Origin of the sequence: Streptomyces sp. NBC_01320 (genome assembly GCF_035974375.1) — a bacterium.
Lineage (GTDB): Bacteria > Actinomycetota > Actinomycetes > Streptomycetales > Streptomycetaceae > Streptomyces > Streptomyces yanii.
The window spans coordinates 4,382,266-4,397,193 of record NZ_CP108390.1 but is presented as its reverse complement, the minus strand read 5'-3'; the positions used below and the strand labels follow the sequence as shown (position 1 = coordinate 4,397,193).

The window sequence follows — 14,928 nt, the reverse complement described above, 5'->3', positions numbered from 1 at the left end:
TGGCGCACGGATGCCATCGGTTGACGTATGCCTTGACAGTACCGACAGCACTGAAGGCCCGCGACCGCAAGCGCAGCGGTGCGGACGGGGGACGGGCATGCCGGTGACAACGGGGGCAGACTGCTCCCGGCGGCGGCCGGGCCACGGCCCGGACCACCGGCCGCCGACCCAGACCGGACGTCCGTCCGGCGCGACAGATGAGAGGTGGGACTAGGTGAAGGGAACCGTGGGCGAGTTGGGGGAGTTCGGGCTCATCAAGGAGCTCACGTCCCGGCTCACCAGCACTCCGGCGGTACGGCTCGGACCTGGCGACGACGCCGCGGTCGTGGCCGCTCCCGACCGCAGGGTCGTGGCCAGTACGGACATCCTGTTGGAGGGACGGCACTTCCGCCGCGACTGGTCGACGGCGTACGACGTCGGACGCAAGGCCGCCGCACAGAACCTCGCCGACATCGCGGCCATGGGCGCCGTCCCCACCGCGCTGCTGCTCGGCCTGGTCGTCCCGGCCGAACTCCCGGTCACGTGGGCGGGCGAGTTGATGGACGGCATCCGTGACGAGTGCCAGGTCGCGGGGGCGGCCGTGGTCGGCGGTGACGTCGTCGGCGGGGAGACCATCACCGTCGCGATCACCGCCCTCGGCGATCTGCGCAACCACGAACCCGTCACCCGGGCCGGCGCCCGACCCGGCGATGTCGTCGCCGTCACCGGCTGGCTCGGCTGGTCCGCCGCCGGGTACGCGGTCCTCTCCCGCGGCTTCCGCTCGCCGCGCGCCTTCGTCGAGGCACACCGGCGCCCCGAACCGCCGTACCACGCGGGCCCCGCGGCCGCCGGACTCGGCGCCACCGCCATGACCGACGTCAGTGACGGACTCGTCGCCGACCTCGGACACATCGCCGAGGCCAGCCAGGTCCGGATCGATCTGCGGTCCGGGCTGATCGACATCCCCTCGCAGATGTCCGACATCGGCCAGGCGGTCGGCGTGGACCCGCTCCAGTGGGTGCTCACCGGGGGAGAGGACCACGCGATCGTCGCGACCTTCCCCCCGGACGTGAAGCTGCCCGCCCGCTGGAAGGTGATCGGCGAGGTCCTCAACCCGTCCGCACTGCCCCAGGTGACGGTCGACGGGGCCCCTTGGACCAGCAAGGGTGGCTGGGACCACTTCGGCGGCATCGAGGACGCCCACTAGTAGACCGTCGCGGCTAATTTTTGGGATAGAGGTGGCGCAGTTTGATGCGTGCGTCGTGGGTGGTGAACTGCCAGTCGACCTGACGTTGGTCGGTGTTGGTGGCGTTCTGCCAGGCTGAGAGTTCGGTGTTGAGGTTGTCGAGGTTGCTGATCCGGCGGTCGAGGCATTGCCGGGTCAGCGCGGAGAGTTCGATCTCGGCGATGTTGAGCCATGACCCGTGTTTGGGCGTGTGGTGGATCTCGAGGCGTTGGGCCAGTGCGAAGGCCTCTTCTGGTTCGAATGCCTCGTACAGTGAGGCGATGCCGTGGGTGTTGAGGTTGTCCATCACCAGCACCACGGCCTTGGCGTCGGGGTAGTCCACGCTCAGTAACTGTTTGACCTGGCCGGCCCAGTCGATCCGGGTCCGCTGGGACAGTGCCTGGACTCGACGCCATCCGCGCAGGGGTTCGGCCCACACGAAGATTGAGCACGTGCCGCGGCGGATGTACTCGCTGTCCTGGCAGGCGTCGTGACCAGGGCGGGCCGGGAGCGGGTCGCGGGCATGGTCGAGGAGTTGGTAGGGCTTCTCGTCCATGCACACCACCGGACGTGCCGGATCGTAGGGCCGGGCATAGACGGCCAGCACGTCTTCCATCCGGGCCGCGAACTCCGCGTTCGCTCGTGGCGGGATGGTCCAGCACTTTCTCAGGTGAGGACGCAGTTCCGTTTTTAAGACCCGCCCGATGGTGGAGTGGTCCAGGTCGGGGATGTCCTCGACCAGCGCGACGTGCTTCTCCAGCAGCCGCAGGGACCACCGGGTATAGCCCTGGGGTGGCTGTGAGCACGCCATCGCGATCAGCCGGGCTTCGACCTCACCGGTCACCGGCGAGGGCACCGGCGGGAGGTCGCGCCTCTTCCGCGCGATCGTGGCGTGCACATCGCCACCGGTCTCGGTGAAACGCTTGGCGACCAGCCGCAACGTCTCACCGGAGACGCCGAGCCGGGCCGCGATCACCTCCTTGGTGTCCACCTCACCCACCGAGCTGTCCAGCGCAAGCAGCACCCGCGCACGCATGATCATCGAGGCTCCACGAACACCTGTCGTGGTCACCCGGACCAGATCCTCACGATCCTGCGCGGTCAAACTGACCGGCCGCTTCTTCTGCGAACCCATGACAACAGTCCTATCTGGCAAAGGGGAAGGAACCTGCCAGACACCAACCTCCCAGTCAGGTGCACCATAACTAAGCGGCGACACACTACTAGATTGAGGCGTATGCCCATATCTTCTGCCGCACCGCAGGTCCCGCTCGCTCCACCCCGTGTGCTCACCGTCGCCGGATCCGATTCCGGCGGCGGTGCGGGCATTCAGGCCGACCTCAAGACGATGTTGGCGCTCGGCGTGCACGGCATGAGCGTGATCACGGCGGTGACCGCGCAGAACTCGCTGGGCGTCCAGGGCGCATGGGAGCTGCCCGTGGAGGCGGTACGCGCCCAGTACCGCAGCGTCGTCGACGACATCGGCGTCCAGGCGGTGAAGACCGGCATGCTTGCGTCGGCCGCCCTCGTCGAGACCGTCGCCGCACTTCTCGCGGGAACGGACGCCCCGGTGGTCGTCGACCCGGTGGGGGTCTCCAAACACGGTGATCCACTGCTCGCCGTCGAAGCACTCGATTCCGTACGGACGAAGCTGCTGCCGGTCGCCACGGTGGCAACCCCCAACCTGGACGAGGTGGCGCAGCTCACCGGCGTGACGGTCACGGACGAGACGGAAATGCGGCAGGCCGCCGCGGAGATCCTGGGATACGGGCCGCGCTGGGTCGTCATCAAGGGCGGGCACCTGCCGGGCGAACCGGTCGACCTCCTCACGGACGGCACCGAGGAGCACTGGCTGCGCGCCCCCCGCCACGACAACCGGCACACTCACGGCACGGGCTGCACCCTCGCCTCCGCGATCGCCTGCGGGCTGGCCGCGGGCGACGACGTACCGACGGCCGTACGGGCCGCGAAGGCCTATGTCACCGGGGCGATCGCGGCGGGCTTCCCGCTGGGCACCGGGATCGGCCCGGTCCGGCACGGCTGGCAGCTGTAACGGCCCCACGATGGGGAGACGGGGAGTGGGGAGCACAGCAAAAAGCCGGTCCACCGAGGTGGACCGGCTTTTTGGGCAACCGGAAGGCTGCGCTACGACGGGAACGTCAGCGCGCGACCTTGCCGGCCTTGATGCACGAGGTGCAGACGTTGAGCCGCTTCGGCGTCCGACCGACCACGGCACGCACGCGCTGGATGTTGGGATTCCAGCGACGGGACGTACGGCGGTGCGAGTGCGAAATGTTGTTGCCGAAGCCCGGCCCCTTGCCGCAGACGTCGCAGTTGGCAGCCACGGGTCACTCCAAAGACTTCAGGTGCACTTACAGTGAATTCCGGCGCGCCGGAATCATTTGACTGAAGTGGCGGTACCGGAGGAAAGGCCCGACTCTCATCGGGCAACCGAAGCAGCATACAACGGCCGCGTCGGTAGAACGAAACTACCATGGGTTTCCCCGCCGTCTGCCCCGCCCCTGTCCCCGCCGGACGCACCGGGCGGGACTAGTCTGCGGTTCAGTCAGCCCGCACGGCCGCTCTCCAGGAGGAACACCAGGTGCCGCAGACCGCCGACGACATGGACGCCGTCGCGGTGCGTGCCTGGTGCTCACTGGCGCTGGAGGCGTTGGGCCGGGAGCGTGAGGCGATCGACGCGATCAACGTCTACCCCGTCGCGGACGGGGACACCGGCACCAACCTCTATCTGACGGTGGAATCGGCAGCGGCCGCCGTCGAGGCGGTCTTCGCCGCCCACGAGACCGGCACGTCCGTGCCCGCACTCGCCGATGTCGTACGGGCCATGGCACACGGGGCGCTGATCGGCGCCCGCGGCAACTCCGGCACGATCCTTGCGCAGCTGTTGCGCGGCATGGCGGGGGTGCTGGCCGACGGGCACGACGCGGACCATCTGCGCCGCGCCCTGACCCGGGCTGCCGAGGCCGCCCGGCAGGCCGTCGCGCACCCCGTCGAGGGCACGGTGCTGACCGTGGCCACCGCTGCCGCCGAGGCCGCCGGGCGCACGGCGGGCGACCCGAGACCGGAAGCGGTCGCGCAGGCGGCGTACGAAGGGGCGCGTACGGCACTGGACGCGACTCCCGGGCAGCTCGCCGTCCTCGGGCGGGCGGGCGTCGTCGACGCCGGAGGCCGTGGCCTGGTGACCGTCCTGGGGGCGCTTGTCGAGGCGGTCTCCGGTGAACCGCCCGCACGCGGGACCTGGGTGACGCCCGACATCGCCCCCGTCGCCGCCGCCGACGACTGCGCGGCAGGCGGACCGGCGGACGGACCCGCCTTCGAGGTGATCTATCTCCTGGAGGCCCGGGACGACGCCGTCGACCGGCTGCGGGCCCGGCTCGACGGGCTCGGCGACTCGCTCGTCGTGGTCGGCGGCGACGGGCTGTGGAACGTCCACGTCCATGTCGACGACGCCGGTGCGGCGGTGGAGGCCGGAGTCGAGGCCGGCAGGCCGTACCGGATCCGGATCACCCACTTCGGCGCCGACCGGGTCCACCCCCACCTCAACGAGCCCGCGCAGCGCGGTGTCGTCGTGGTGGTCCCGGGCGACGGGCTCTCGGGGCTGTGCACGGAGGCCGGCGCGACCACGGTGCTCGCCCGCCCCGGGGAGCCGCCCGCCAGCGGTGAACTGGTCGATGCGATCCGTCGCGCCCACGCCCACGAGGTGGTCCTGCTGCCCAACGACGCGGAGCTGCGCCACACGGCCGCGGCGGCCGCGGAGCAGGCCCGTACGGAAGGCATCCGGGTCGCGCTGATCCCGACCCGCGCCGCCGTCCAGGGCATCGCGGCGCTCGCCGTCCACGAACCGGAACGCAGCTTCGACGAGGACGTGGTGGCGATGACCGCCGCGGCCGGCGCCACCCGCTACGCCGAACTGGCCGTCGCCGAGCGGCAGTCGTGGACCATGGCGGGCATCTGCCAGGCCGGCGACATCCTGGGGCTGATCGACGGCGATGTGGCGGTCATCGGCGAGGACGTGCCCGGCACGGCCCGGGCCGTCCTCGACCGGATGCTGTCGGCGGGCGGTGAACTCGTGACGCTGGTCCTGGGCGAGGACGTGCCGGACAGCCTGGCGGAGGCACTGCAGGAGCATGTGCGCGAGGGGTACCTAGCGGTGGACACGGTGGTGTACCGGGGCGGCCGCCAGTGCGCTCCGCTGCTGATCGGGGTGGAGTAGGACAACGCGCCCCGGGGCGTGTTGTGCTCGATCGCGGGCCGGGCGGTGACATCGAGTCCGTCCGGCGATCGGGGGCGCAACGGTCACCGGGGCGGGCCCGGCCCCCTTCCCCGGCGCCCCGTCCACGTACCCGAGTACCGCATACGCCGGCGCGCGCCGCGCGACCACCGTGTCGTCCGCCTCCGCACCCTCGTACGCCGCGAGGACCCCACGGGCCCGGGTCCGCGTCCGGCCAGGCAGCCATCAGGTCCGCCGCCGTCCGCCTGCCGAAGAGGACCGGGCCGCCGGCGGTGAAATCGGTGGCGGCGCGGCGACGGCAGCCGCCTGCGCCGCACGCCCCAGCCGGCCGCCGAGCCGATGCCGGGCGTATACCCCTCGGACTCCCGCTCTCGCCTCTCGCCCGCCTCGTCCGCCCAGTGTGAGGCGTCCAGCGCATGCTCGGCGGCCTCGGTGAACTGCCTGGCGCCACCGAGGATTTCGGCGAACTGCAGAGGGCGCCGGGCGCGGCGGGCGCCGGGACGAACGCCGCACCGTGCTCCAGGGCGGTGCGGGCGGCGCGCGGTGCGTTCCACCATGGCGTGTTCCTGCACCTGCGCGGCGATCCGGGCGGCCTTCGTCTCGTACTCGGCGGCGTAGCAGGGGAGTCCGGCGGCGTCGGTCTCGGGGGTCGCCCGCGCATACAGCCCGACGGCTTCCGGACCGTCGCCCCGGTATGCGGCGATGTCGCCGAGGGGCCCCGGCGCCTGGGCGATCCGGGTGGCCATCTCGCCCTCCGCGTACCGCGGTTCGGTGAAGGCGAGCAGTTCCCGTACGTCCTCTTCGAGAGCGGCGACCGCGGTTTCCGTGGACGGGTCGTCCGGGGCGCCGACCACCCGCTGACCGAGGATCCGCGCGCGGCAGGTCAGCACGATCGCGGCGAGCGGCGAGAAGCCGAACTGCTGTGACTGCGGCGGGCGGGCGCCACCCGCCGACTTGCCGGGCTCGGATACGGGCGGTCCCACGCCGCCGGAAGGTCGGTGACACCGGCCTCGCCGACCCGCATGTCCTACGGCAGGAGCGACCCGACGTCGCGGGCGGGCGAGAGGACCCGCCCCTCGGCGAGCCAGTCCGCGCTGCCGGGACGGGCGACCAGGTGCCCGGTGGTGCCGGGTTCGGAGCGTGCGCTGTCGAGGAGCGCGCGGACGGTGTACGAACCGTCGTCGCGGGCGCACCACTCGACGGGCGGCGCCCCGGGCGTACGCGCCGACCGGCTGACGACCCGCATCTCGGCCGCGACGACGAAGCACGCCGGCGGCCCGATGCCGAACCGGCCGAGGAAGTCGGCGCGCCGAGGCCGGCCCCTTCGCCCCGTCACGTCGGGAGCTGCGGCCGATCGTCGCCGGCAGGCTGTGCACATCGGTCCCGGTCGGACCGATCCCGCTGTCCTCGACCCGGAGCCGCCCCTCGGCGGCGTACCGCCGTCGCAGCGCCGGTGGGGGGACGGGCGACGGGGCGGGTCGGACGATCCCGCGAGGAGCGATCGCGAGCGAGGAGCCGGGGACCGATCCGAGAGGCGCGCAGACGTTTCCCACCAGGGGATTCCGGTGGTGCGGGCGACTTCTGTCAGTGGCGTGGTGTGCAATGGATCGCGTGTCCGCGTTCGATGAACCCCTGAAGAAGCTGCTCGGCGGTGCCACCGCGAAAGTGATGGCCGAGCACCTCGGCCTGCACACGGTCGGTGATCTGCTGCACCACTACCCGCGGCGGTACGAGGAGCGCGGCCAGCTCACCGCGCTGGCCGACCTCCCGCTGGACGAGCACGTGACCGTCGTCGCCCAGGTCGCCGACGCACGGATCATGATGTTCAACAACGGCAGGGGCAAGCGCCTGGAGGTGACCCTCACCGACGGCAGCGGCCGGCTGCAGCTGGTCTTCTTCGGCCACGGCGTGCACAAGCCCCACAAGGAGCTGCTGCCGGGCCGCCGGGCGATGTTCGCGGGCAAGGTCTCCGTCTTCAACCGGAAGATGCAGCTCGCGCACCCCACGTACCAACTGCTCGACACCGCGGACGCCGACGAGGCCACGGAGGCGGTGGACGCCTTCGCCGGGCGGCTGCTGCCCATCTATCCCGCCTGCAAGCAACTCGACTCCTGGCGGATCGCCAAGGCCGTCGACACCGTGCTGCCCAGCGCCCGGGACGCCGTCGACCCGCTGCCGCTCCCGCTGCGCGAGGGGCGCGGTTTCACCCCGCTGCCCGAGGCGCTGCTCAAGATTCACCGCCCGCAGACCAAGGCGGACATCGCCGACGCCAGGGACCGGCTGAAGTGGGACGAGGCCTTCGTCCTGCAGGTCGCACTCGCCCGCCGCCGGTACGCCGACACCCAGCTCCCGGCGGTGGCACGCAGACCCAGGCACGACGGGCTGCTCGACGCCTTCGACGCCAAACTGCCGTTCACCCTCACCGAGGGCCAGGAGAAGGTCTCCAAGGAGATCTTCGACGACCTGGCGACCGAGCACCCGATGCACCGGCTGCTGCAGGGCGAAGTCGGGTCCGGGAAGACCATGGTCGCGCTGCGCGCCATGCTCGCCGTCGTCGACGCGGGCGGACAGGCCGCGATGCTCGCCCCCACCGAGGTGCTCGCCCAGCAGCACCACCGCTCCATCACCGAAATGATGGGCGAGCTCGCCGAAGGCGGCATGCTGGGCGGCTCGGACCTCGGTACGAAGGTGGTGCTGCTGACCGGGTCCATGGGGATGGCGGCCCGCCGTCAGGCGCTGCTGGACCTGGTCACCGGCGAGGCGGGGATCGTGATCGGCACACATGCGCTGATCGAGGACAAGGTGCAGTTCCACGACTTGGGGCTGGTTGTCGTCGACGAGCAGCACCGCTTCGGGGTGGAACAGCGCGACGCGCTGCGGTCCAAGGGGAAGCAGCCGCCGCACCTGCTGGTGATGACCGCCACCCCCATTCCCCGTACGGTCGCGATGACGGTCTTCGGCGACCTGGAGACGTCCGTCCTGGACCAGCTGCCGGCGGGCCGCTCGCCGATCGCCAGTCACGTCGTCCCCGCCAAGGACAAGCCGCACTTCCTCAGCCGTGCCTGGGAGCGGGTACGCGAGGAGGTCGGGAACGGGCATCAGGCATACGTCGTCTGCCCCCGGATCGGTGACGACGCCGACGACGAGGCCGACAAGAAGAACAGGAAGAAGGCCGCGGAGAAAGCGGCCGAGGAGGACGGGGAGAAGCGCCCGCCGCTCGCGGTCCTGGAGATCGCCGAACAGCTCGCCAAGGGTGCCCTCGCCGGTCTGCGCATCGAGGTGCTGCACGGCAGGATGAACCCCGACGACAAGGACGACGTGATGCGGCGTTTCGCCGCGGGCCAGGTCGACGTCCTGGTCGCGACGACCGTCATCGAGGTCGGGGTCAACGTCCCCAACGCCACCGCGATGGTGATCATGGACGCCGACCGGTTCGGCGTCTCCCAGCTCCACCAGCTCCGCGGCCGGGTCGGCCGGGGCTCCGCCGCCGGCCTCTGCCTGCTCGTCAGCGAGGCGCACGAAGCGAGCCCCGCCCGCGCCCGGCTCTCCGCCGTCGCCGCCACCCTCGACGGCTTCGAACTGTCCCGGATCGACCTCGAACAGCGCCGCGAGGGCGATGTCCTCGGCCAGGCCCAGTCCGGGGTCCGCACTTCCCTGAGGATGCTCTCCGTCATCGACGACGAGGAGGTCATCGCCGCAGCCCGCGAGGAGGCCGCGACGATCGTCGCCGCGGACCCGGACCTGGCCCGCCTGCCGGACCTGCGCACCGCGCTGGCCGCCCTGCTCGACAAGGAGCGCGAGGAGTACCTCGACAAGGGCTGAGGGACGGGGCACGCACGGGGCCCCCGGGCCTCAGCGGGCCAGACGCCATATCGTGGGACGCACGGCGCCCGCCCCACCACGGCGGGCCACCCCCCGACCCGAGGATCAGACACCCATGACCCGCGTGATCGCCGGCTCGGCCGGCGGACGCCGCCTGGCCGTCCCGCCAGGCACCGGCACCCGCCCCACATCGGACCGCGCACGCGAGGGCCTGTTCTCCACCTGGGAAGCGCTCCTGGGCACCCTGGAGGGCATCCGAATCGCGGACCTGTACGCGGGCTCCGGCGCCGTCGGCCTCGAAGCGCTCTCCCGCGGCGCGGTACACGCCCTGCTCGTCGAGGCCGACACCAAGGCCGCCCGCACGGTCCGGGACAACGTCCGTACGCTCGGTCTGCCCGGCGCCGAAGTCCGTACCGGCAAAGCCGAACAGATAGTGACAGGACCGGCGCCCGCGGACCCGTACGACGTGGTCTTCCTGGATCCGCCGTACGCCGTCACTGATGGCGATCTTGACGAGATACTGCTCACACTCCGTGCTCAGGGCTGGCTCACGGACGATGCCCTCGTCACCGTGGAACGGAGCACCAGAGGCGGAGAATTCAACTGGCCCAAGGGATTCGAGCCACTGCGGGCCCGTCGCTACGGTGAGGGAACGCTTTGGTACGGTCGCGCCGCCTCTACGTGCGAAGACGCACGATGACCGCACCGGAGAGCGAGGGACTCAAGTTGCGCCGCGCCGTCTGTCCGGGGTCGTTCGACCCCATCACCAATGGACACCTCGACATCATTGGCCGCGCCTCGAAGCTGTACGACGTCGTACATGTCGCGGTGATGATCAACCAGTCCAAGAAGGGTCTGTTCACGATCGACGAGCGGATCGAGCTGATCCGTCAGGTCACCGCGGACTTCGGCAACGTCGAGGTCGAGTCCTTCCACGGCCTCCTGGTCGACTTCTGCAAGCAGCGCGACATCCCGGCGATCGTGAAGGGCCTGCGGGCCGTCAGCGACTTCGACTACGAGCTGCAGATGGCCCAGATGAACAACGGCCTCTCCGGGGTCGAGACGCTCTTCGTGCCGACCAATCCCACGTACAGCTTCCTGTCGTCCTCCCTGGTCAAGGAGGTCGCGACCTGGGGTGGCGACGTCTCGCACCTGCTGCCGCCGCCGGTCCACGACGCACTCGTCGAACGTCTCGCCCAGCAGTGATGCACTGACAGTCCGTCACCCGGTGTCGGACGGGCGCCGACTGGCCGTACAGTCGTTCCGTCCGTCTCCAATCAGCAGTAGAGAGTGGCGAGCACACGGTGGACGTGCAGAAGAAGCTCGACGAGATCGTCGAAGCGGTCGGGAACGCCCGGTCCATGCCCATGTCGGCGTCGTGCGTGGTCAACCGCGCCGATCTGCTCGCCATGCTCGAAGAGGTGCGTGAAGCCCTCCCCGGCTCACTCGCCCACGCCCAGGAGCTCATCGGCGGCCGGGAGCAGATGGTCGAGCAGGCCCGACAGGAGGCCGAGCGGATCATCGAGACCGCCCACACCCAGCGCGGCTCGCTGATCTCCGACACCGAGATCGCCCGGCAGTCCCGGACCGAGGCCGACCGCATCCTCGGCGAGGCCCGCCGGGAGGCCGACGAGGTACGCGCCGAGGCCGACGAGTACGTCGACAGCAAGCTCGCCAACTTCGAGGTCGTCCTCACCAAGACCATCGGCTCCGTCGACCGGGGCCGCGAGAAGCTCCTCGGCCGTGGCCAGGGCTTCGACGAGCAGGGGTACGAGGACCCCGACTTCGCCGAGGCCCCCGAGCGCAGCACCGACCCGGAGACGCTCCGGCGCCGCGCCGACGAGTATGTGGACACCAAGCTCGGCGCGTTCGAGGCCGTGCTCGCCACGACCCTGGAAGCGGTCGGCCGCGGCCGGCAGAAGCTGCACGGCCGGGTCGCCACCGACGAGCTCGGTGCGCACATGGCCGCCCAGGACGCCGCGGGCAGCCAGGGCCACACCAGCGACGAGGACCACTGGGCCGGTCTCGCCGAGCTCGCCACCCCGGAGCCGCAGCCGGTGCCCCAGCCGCACTTCCCGGCACAGGCGCAGCCGGGCTATGCGGAGACGTACGCGTACCAGGAGCCGCCGCAGCAGGACATGTACGGGTACCAGCAGCAGCCGGACCCGTACGCGACCTATCAGCAGCAGGGCTACGACGAGGGCCAGGCGCAGCTGCAGCCGCAGGGGTACGACGGGTGGCAGCAGCCGATGCCGACGCACCAGCCCCTTCAGCCGCAGGGCGAGAGTGCCCTCGACGAGACCAGCCTCTTCGACACCAGCATGATCGACATCGATCAGCTCCGCCGGTACGAGCAGGAGCGCTGACCGGGGCGCCCGGGACACGGACCGAACGCGACCGGTTCCGGCCGGTTCGGGACCGGAATCGGACCCGGTTGGGAGCAGGGTAACGCGTCCAGTATCCTGGTTCTTCGGTCGCGCGTACGTCTGCGATCCCGGCTGCCCGCTTCGACTCCGATCCGGTCGGCCCCTCCCCACGGTGCGCTTTGCACCATGCATACGATTTCGAAAGCAGGAAAAGCCCTGAACGGCCACCTCGACCACCGAAACCCTCTCGTGTTCGATACGCACGAGCTGGGTCGGCGTCCCGGTGCCCTCCTGCGGCTGACCCGCTCGGTGGACGCGCCCCACGACCTCGGTATCGACGGGGTTATCGGTGTGCCGGAAGGCGCACCCGTGGAGCTGGAGCTCCGCCTCGAATCGGTCATGGAAGGGGCGCTTGTCACAGGCACCGCCCGTGCGTCGGCCGAGGGGGAGTGCGTAAGGTGTCTGGAGCCGCTGCGCCAAGAGGTTGCGGCGGACTTCCAGGAGATGTTCTCGTACCCTGACGCCGATGACCGGGGCCGCATCAAAGCGGAACCGGCCGACGACGCCGAGGACGACGAGGACAGGCTCTTCATCGAGGACGGCTTGTTCGACCTCGAATCAGTGCTGCGTGATGCGGTGGTGCTCGCACTGCCGATGCAGCCGGTGTGCCGGGAGACCTGTGCCGGCCTGTGTTCCGAATGCGGGATCAGGCTGGACGAGAACCCCGGTCACCACCACGATGCCGTCGACATCCGTTGGGCGGCATTGCAAGGACTCGCCGAGACCGTTCAGGACGGCGAGAAGGACAACATGGGCGGCGCCGAAGCGGGCGTCGACGAGAAGCAGGAGAAGTAGCCGTGGCTGTTCCGAAGCGGAAGATGTCGCGCAGCAACACGCGCCACCGCCGGTCGCAGTGGAAGGCTGCGGTCCCCACCCTGGTTTCGTGCGAGCGTTGCCAGGAGCCGAAGCTGCAGCACATCGCGTGCCCCAGCTGCGGCACGTACAACAAGCGCCAGGTCCTCGAAGTCTGAGCGGCTGGTGAGAGGCCCGATGTCTGAGTTGTCCCACGCCAAGAAGCAGGCAGACAACGTCAACACAGCCTCGTCCCACACGCTTCTGGAAGGGCGGCTCGGGTATCACCTTGAGTCCGCCCTTCTGGTGCGTGCGCTGACCCACCGTTCGTACGCATACGAGAACGGCGGCCTGCCCACCAACGAGCGGCTCGAATTCCTCGGGGACTCGGTACTCGGCCTGGTGGTCACGGACACGCTGTACCGCACCCACCCCGACCTGCCCGAAGGCCAGCTGGCCAAGCTGCGGGCCGCGGTGGTCAACTCGCGCGCACTTGCGGAGGTGGGCCGCGGACTCGACCTCGGCTCCTTCATCCGGCTCGGCCGGGGCGAAGAGGGCACGGGCGGCAGGGACAAGGCATCCATCCTCGCCGACACGCTAGAAGCGGTGATCGGCGCGGTCTATCTCGATCAGGGCCTCAGTGCGGCCTCGGAGCTGGTCCACCGGCTCTTCGACCCGCTGATCGACAGGTCCTCCAATCTCGGCGCCGGCCTGGACTGGAAGACCAGCCTCCAGGAGCTCACCGCGAGCGAGAGCCTCGGAGTCCCCGAGTACCTCGTCACGGAGACCGGCCCGGACCACGAGAAGACCTTTACTGCTGCTGCTCGCGTCGGTGGTGTCTCGTACGGCACCGGCACCGGCCGTAGCAAGAAGGAAGCGGAGCAGCAGGCGGCGGAGTCCGCCTGGCGCGAGATCAGCGCCGCTGCGGAGCAGCGGGAGGCCGCGGCGAAGGCCGCAGCCGACGGAGGGGCTGCCGACACCCCTGCCGACCCGGTGCCGTCCACGGACGTCACTCCGGCCTGACCCGGGAACCCCTCGGTGCCTCGTGCACCGGGGGGTTCTTCCTGTCCGGACCAGGGACGTGACCGCACAGTCACGCCCCGGGGTGTCCGGTGGACCAGGGCCGTACACCCCCTAAACTGTTCAGTCTCTTGAGGAGCCACTCCGTGCCCGAGCTGCCTGAGGTCGAAGTCGTACGGCGCGGTCTCGACCGCTGGGTCACCGGCCGCACGGTCGGTGAGGTCGAGGTCCTGCACCCGCGCGCGGTCCGCCGCCATCTCGCGGGTTCCACGGACTTCGTGGCCCGGCTCAGCGGCAGCCGCTTCGGTACGGCCATGCGCCGCGGCAAGTACCTATGGGTTCCGCTGGACGACGACTCCTCCTCGCTCCTCGGCCACCTCGGCATGAGCGGTCAGCTGCTCGTGCAGCCGCAGGACACCCCCGACGAGAAGCATCTCCGGATACGGATCCGCTTCGACGACGCCCTCGGCACCGAGCTGCGTTTCGTCGACCAGCGGACCTTCGGCGGGCTCTCCGTCCACGAGAACACCCCGGACGGGCTGCCCGACACCATCGCGCACATCGCCCGCGACCCCCTGGACCCCGCCTTCGACGACGCTGCGTTCCACGGCGCTCTGCGTCTGCGCCGTACGACGGTCAAGCGCGCCCTGCTCGACCAGTCGCTGATCAGCGGCGTCGGCAACATCTACGCGGACGAGGCGCTCTGGCGCACCAGGCTGCACTACGACCGGCCCACCGCGACCCTGACCCGGCCCAAGTCGGCCGAGCTGCTCGGCCATGTCCGCGACGTGATGAACGCGGCGCTCGCCCAGGGCGGCACCAGCTTCGACAGCCTCTACGTCAATGTGAACGGCGAGTCCGGCTACTTCGACCGGTCGCTCGACGCGTACGGGCGTGAGGACGAGCCCTGCCACCGGTGCGGCACGGCGATGCGCCGTCGCCCGTGGATGAACCGCTCCAGCTACTACTGCCCGAGCTGTCAGCGGCCGCCGCGCGCCAACACGCCTAGAGCGTGACCTCGCGCGCCTCGTCGTAACGGCTGCGGGCGTCGAGGACCTCGGACATCCGGCCCTCGACGAGCCGGATCAGCTCGAGCAGCCGGCCGGCGACCTCGCGTCCCAGCGGGGTCAGCTCGTAGTCGACGCGCGGCGGATTGGTGGGCTGCGCCTCCCGGAGGACGAGGCCGTCCCGCTCCAGTGCGTGAAGCGTCTGGGAGAGCATCTTCTCGCTCACCCCGTCGATCCTGCGGCGCAGCTCGTTGAAGCGGGCGCCCGTCTCGTACAGCGCGGTCAGCGTCAGGCTGCCCCAGCGCCCGGTGACGTGCTCCAGCGTGCCGCGCGAGGGGCACTGCCGGGAGAACACGTCGAAGGGCAGGCTGTCGGCGCCGTCCCGCGGGGTGGTCTCGTCCATGA

The 14,928-nt window shown here is 70.6% G+C and carries 14 protein-coding genes and 1 pseudogene; 11 read left to right on the top strand and 4 right to left on the bottom strand.

Annotation, left to right across the window (positions count from 1 at the left end; all coding sequences use genetic code 11):
* Positions 1–214: 214 nt before the first annotated feature.
* Complete coding sequence (locus OG395_RS19800; RefSeq protein WP_327244151.1) at positions 215–1,186, top strand: thiamine-phosphate kinase; 972 nt, start codon at positions 215–217, stop codon at positions 1,184–1,186.
* 13 nt (positions 1,187–1,199) lie between these two features.
* On the opposite strand, the gene OG395_RS19795 is transcribed toward OG395_RS19800, so the two are convergent.
* Positions 1,200–2,339: an IS630 family transposase gene (locus OG395_RS19795; protein ID WP_327244150.1), complete on the bottom strand. Its 1,140-nt coding sequence runs from the start codon at positions 2,337–2,339 to the stop codon at positions 1,200–1,202.
* Positions 2,340–2,441: 102 nt separating this feature from the next.
* On the opposite strand from OG395_RS19795, the gene thiD reads away from it, so the two are divergent.
* Complete coding sequence (thiD, locus tag OG395_RS19790) at positions 2,442–3,257, top strand: bifunctional hydroxymethylpyrimidine kinase/phosphomethylpyrimidine kinase (RefSeq protein WP_327244149.1); 816 nt, start codon at positions 2,442–2,444, stop codon at positions 3,255–3,257.
* Between the two features lie 106 nt (positions 3,258–3,363).
* Here thiD and rpmB read toward each other — a convergent pair whose 3' ends face one another.
* The gene (gene rpmB, locus OG395_RS19785) at positions 3,364–3,549 is read right to left on the bottom strand and encodes a 50S ribosomal protein L28 (RefSeq protein ID WP_030928661.1); all 186 of its coding nucleotides are present in this window, start codon (positions 3,547–3,549) and stop codon (positions 3,364–3,366) included.
* 257 nt (positions 3,550–3,806) lie between these two features.
* On the opposite strand from rpmB, the gene OG395_RS19780 reads away from it, so the two are divergent.
* Positions 3,807–5,438, top strand: coding sequence for a DAK2 domain-containing protein (locus tag OG395_RS19780; RefSeq protein ID WP_327244148.1), 1,632 nt, complete (start codon positions 3,807–3,809; stop codon positions 5,436–5,438).
* A 902-nt stretch (positions 5,439–6,340) separates the two neighbouring features.
* Here the strand turns inward: OG395_RS19780 and OG395_RS19775 are convergent.
* Positions 6,341–6,958, bottom strand: a pseudogene (locus OG395_RS19775) (HSP90 family protein); the annotation flags it as partial.
* A gap of 100 nt (positions 6,959–7,058) precedes the next feature.
* Here OG395_RS19775 and recG point away from each other — a divergent pair.
* From recG to mutM, 8 genes are all read left to right on the top strand, one after another.
* A complete protein-coding gene (gene recG / locus OG395_RS19770; protein WP_327244147.1) occupies positions 7,059–9,278 on the top strand; it encodes an ATP-dependent DNA helicase RecG in 2,220 nt (739 codons plus the stop codon).
* 115 nt (positions 9,279–9,393) lie between these two features.
* Positions 9,394–9,978 carry a 16S rRNA (guanine(966)-N(2))-methyltransferase RsmD gene (gene rsmD / locus OG395_RS19765; RefSeq protein WP_327244146.1) on the top strand — a complete coding sequence of 195 codons (585 nt, stop codon included), beginning with the start codon at positions 9,394–9,396 and terminating at the stop codon, positions 9,976–9,978.
* Between the two features lie 26 nt (positions 9,979–10,004).
* The gene (gene coaD / locus OG395_RS19760; protein ID WP_327249390.1) at positions 10,005–10,484 is read left to right on the top strand and encodes a pantetheine-phosphate adenylyltransferase; all 480 of its coding nucleotides are present in this window, start codon (positions 10,005–10,007) and stop codon (positions 10,482–10,484) included.
* Positions 10,485–10,582: 98 nt separating this feature from the next.
* On the top strand, positions 10,583–11,644 hold the full coding sequence (locus tag OG395_RS19755; protein ID WP_327244145.1) for a cell division initiation protein: 1,062 nt from the start codon (positions 10,583–10,585) through the stop codon (positions 11,642–11,644).
* Positions 11,645–11,830: 186 nt separating this feature from the next.
* Positions 11,831–12,499: a YceD family protein gene (locus OG395_RS19750; RefSeq protein WP_327244144.1), complete on the top strand. Its 669-nt coding sequence runs from the start codon at positions 11,831–11,833 to the stop codon at positions 12,497–12,499.
* Between the two features lie 2 nt (positions 12,500–12,501).
* Positions 12,502–12,675 carry a 50S ribosomal protein L32 gene (gene rpmF / locus OG395_RS19745; protein ID WP_003965982.1) on the top strand — a complete coding sequence of 58 codons (174 nt, stop codon included), beginning with the start codon at positions 12,502–12,504 and terminating at the stop codon, positions 12,673–12,675.
* 19 nt (positions 12,676–12,694) lie between these two features.
* Positions 12,695–13,519, top strand: coding sequence for a ribonuclease III (rnc, locus tag OG395_RS19740; protein ID WP_266981073.1), 825 nt, complete (start codon positions 12,695–12,697; stop codon positions 13,517–13,519).
* 143 nt (positions 13,520–13,662) lie between these two features.
* Entirely contained in the window at positions 13,663–14,532 is an 870-nt protein-coding gene (mutM, locus tag OG395_RS19735; protein ID WP_327244143.1) for a bifunctional DNA-formamidopyrimidine glycosylase/DNA-(apurinic or apyrimidinic site) lyase, read from the top strand.
* On the opposite strand, the gene OG395_RS19730 is transcribed toward mutM, so the two are convergent.
* A complete protein-coding gene (locus tag OG395_RS19730; protein ID WP_327244142.1) occupies positions 14,522–14,926 on the bottom strand; it encodes a winged helix-turn-helix transcriptional regulator in 405 nt (134 codons plus the stop codon). The two genes, mutM and OG395_RS19730, sit on opposite strands and share 11 nt — an antisense overlap.
* Between the last annotated feature and the right edge of the window lie 2 nt (positions 14,927–14,928).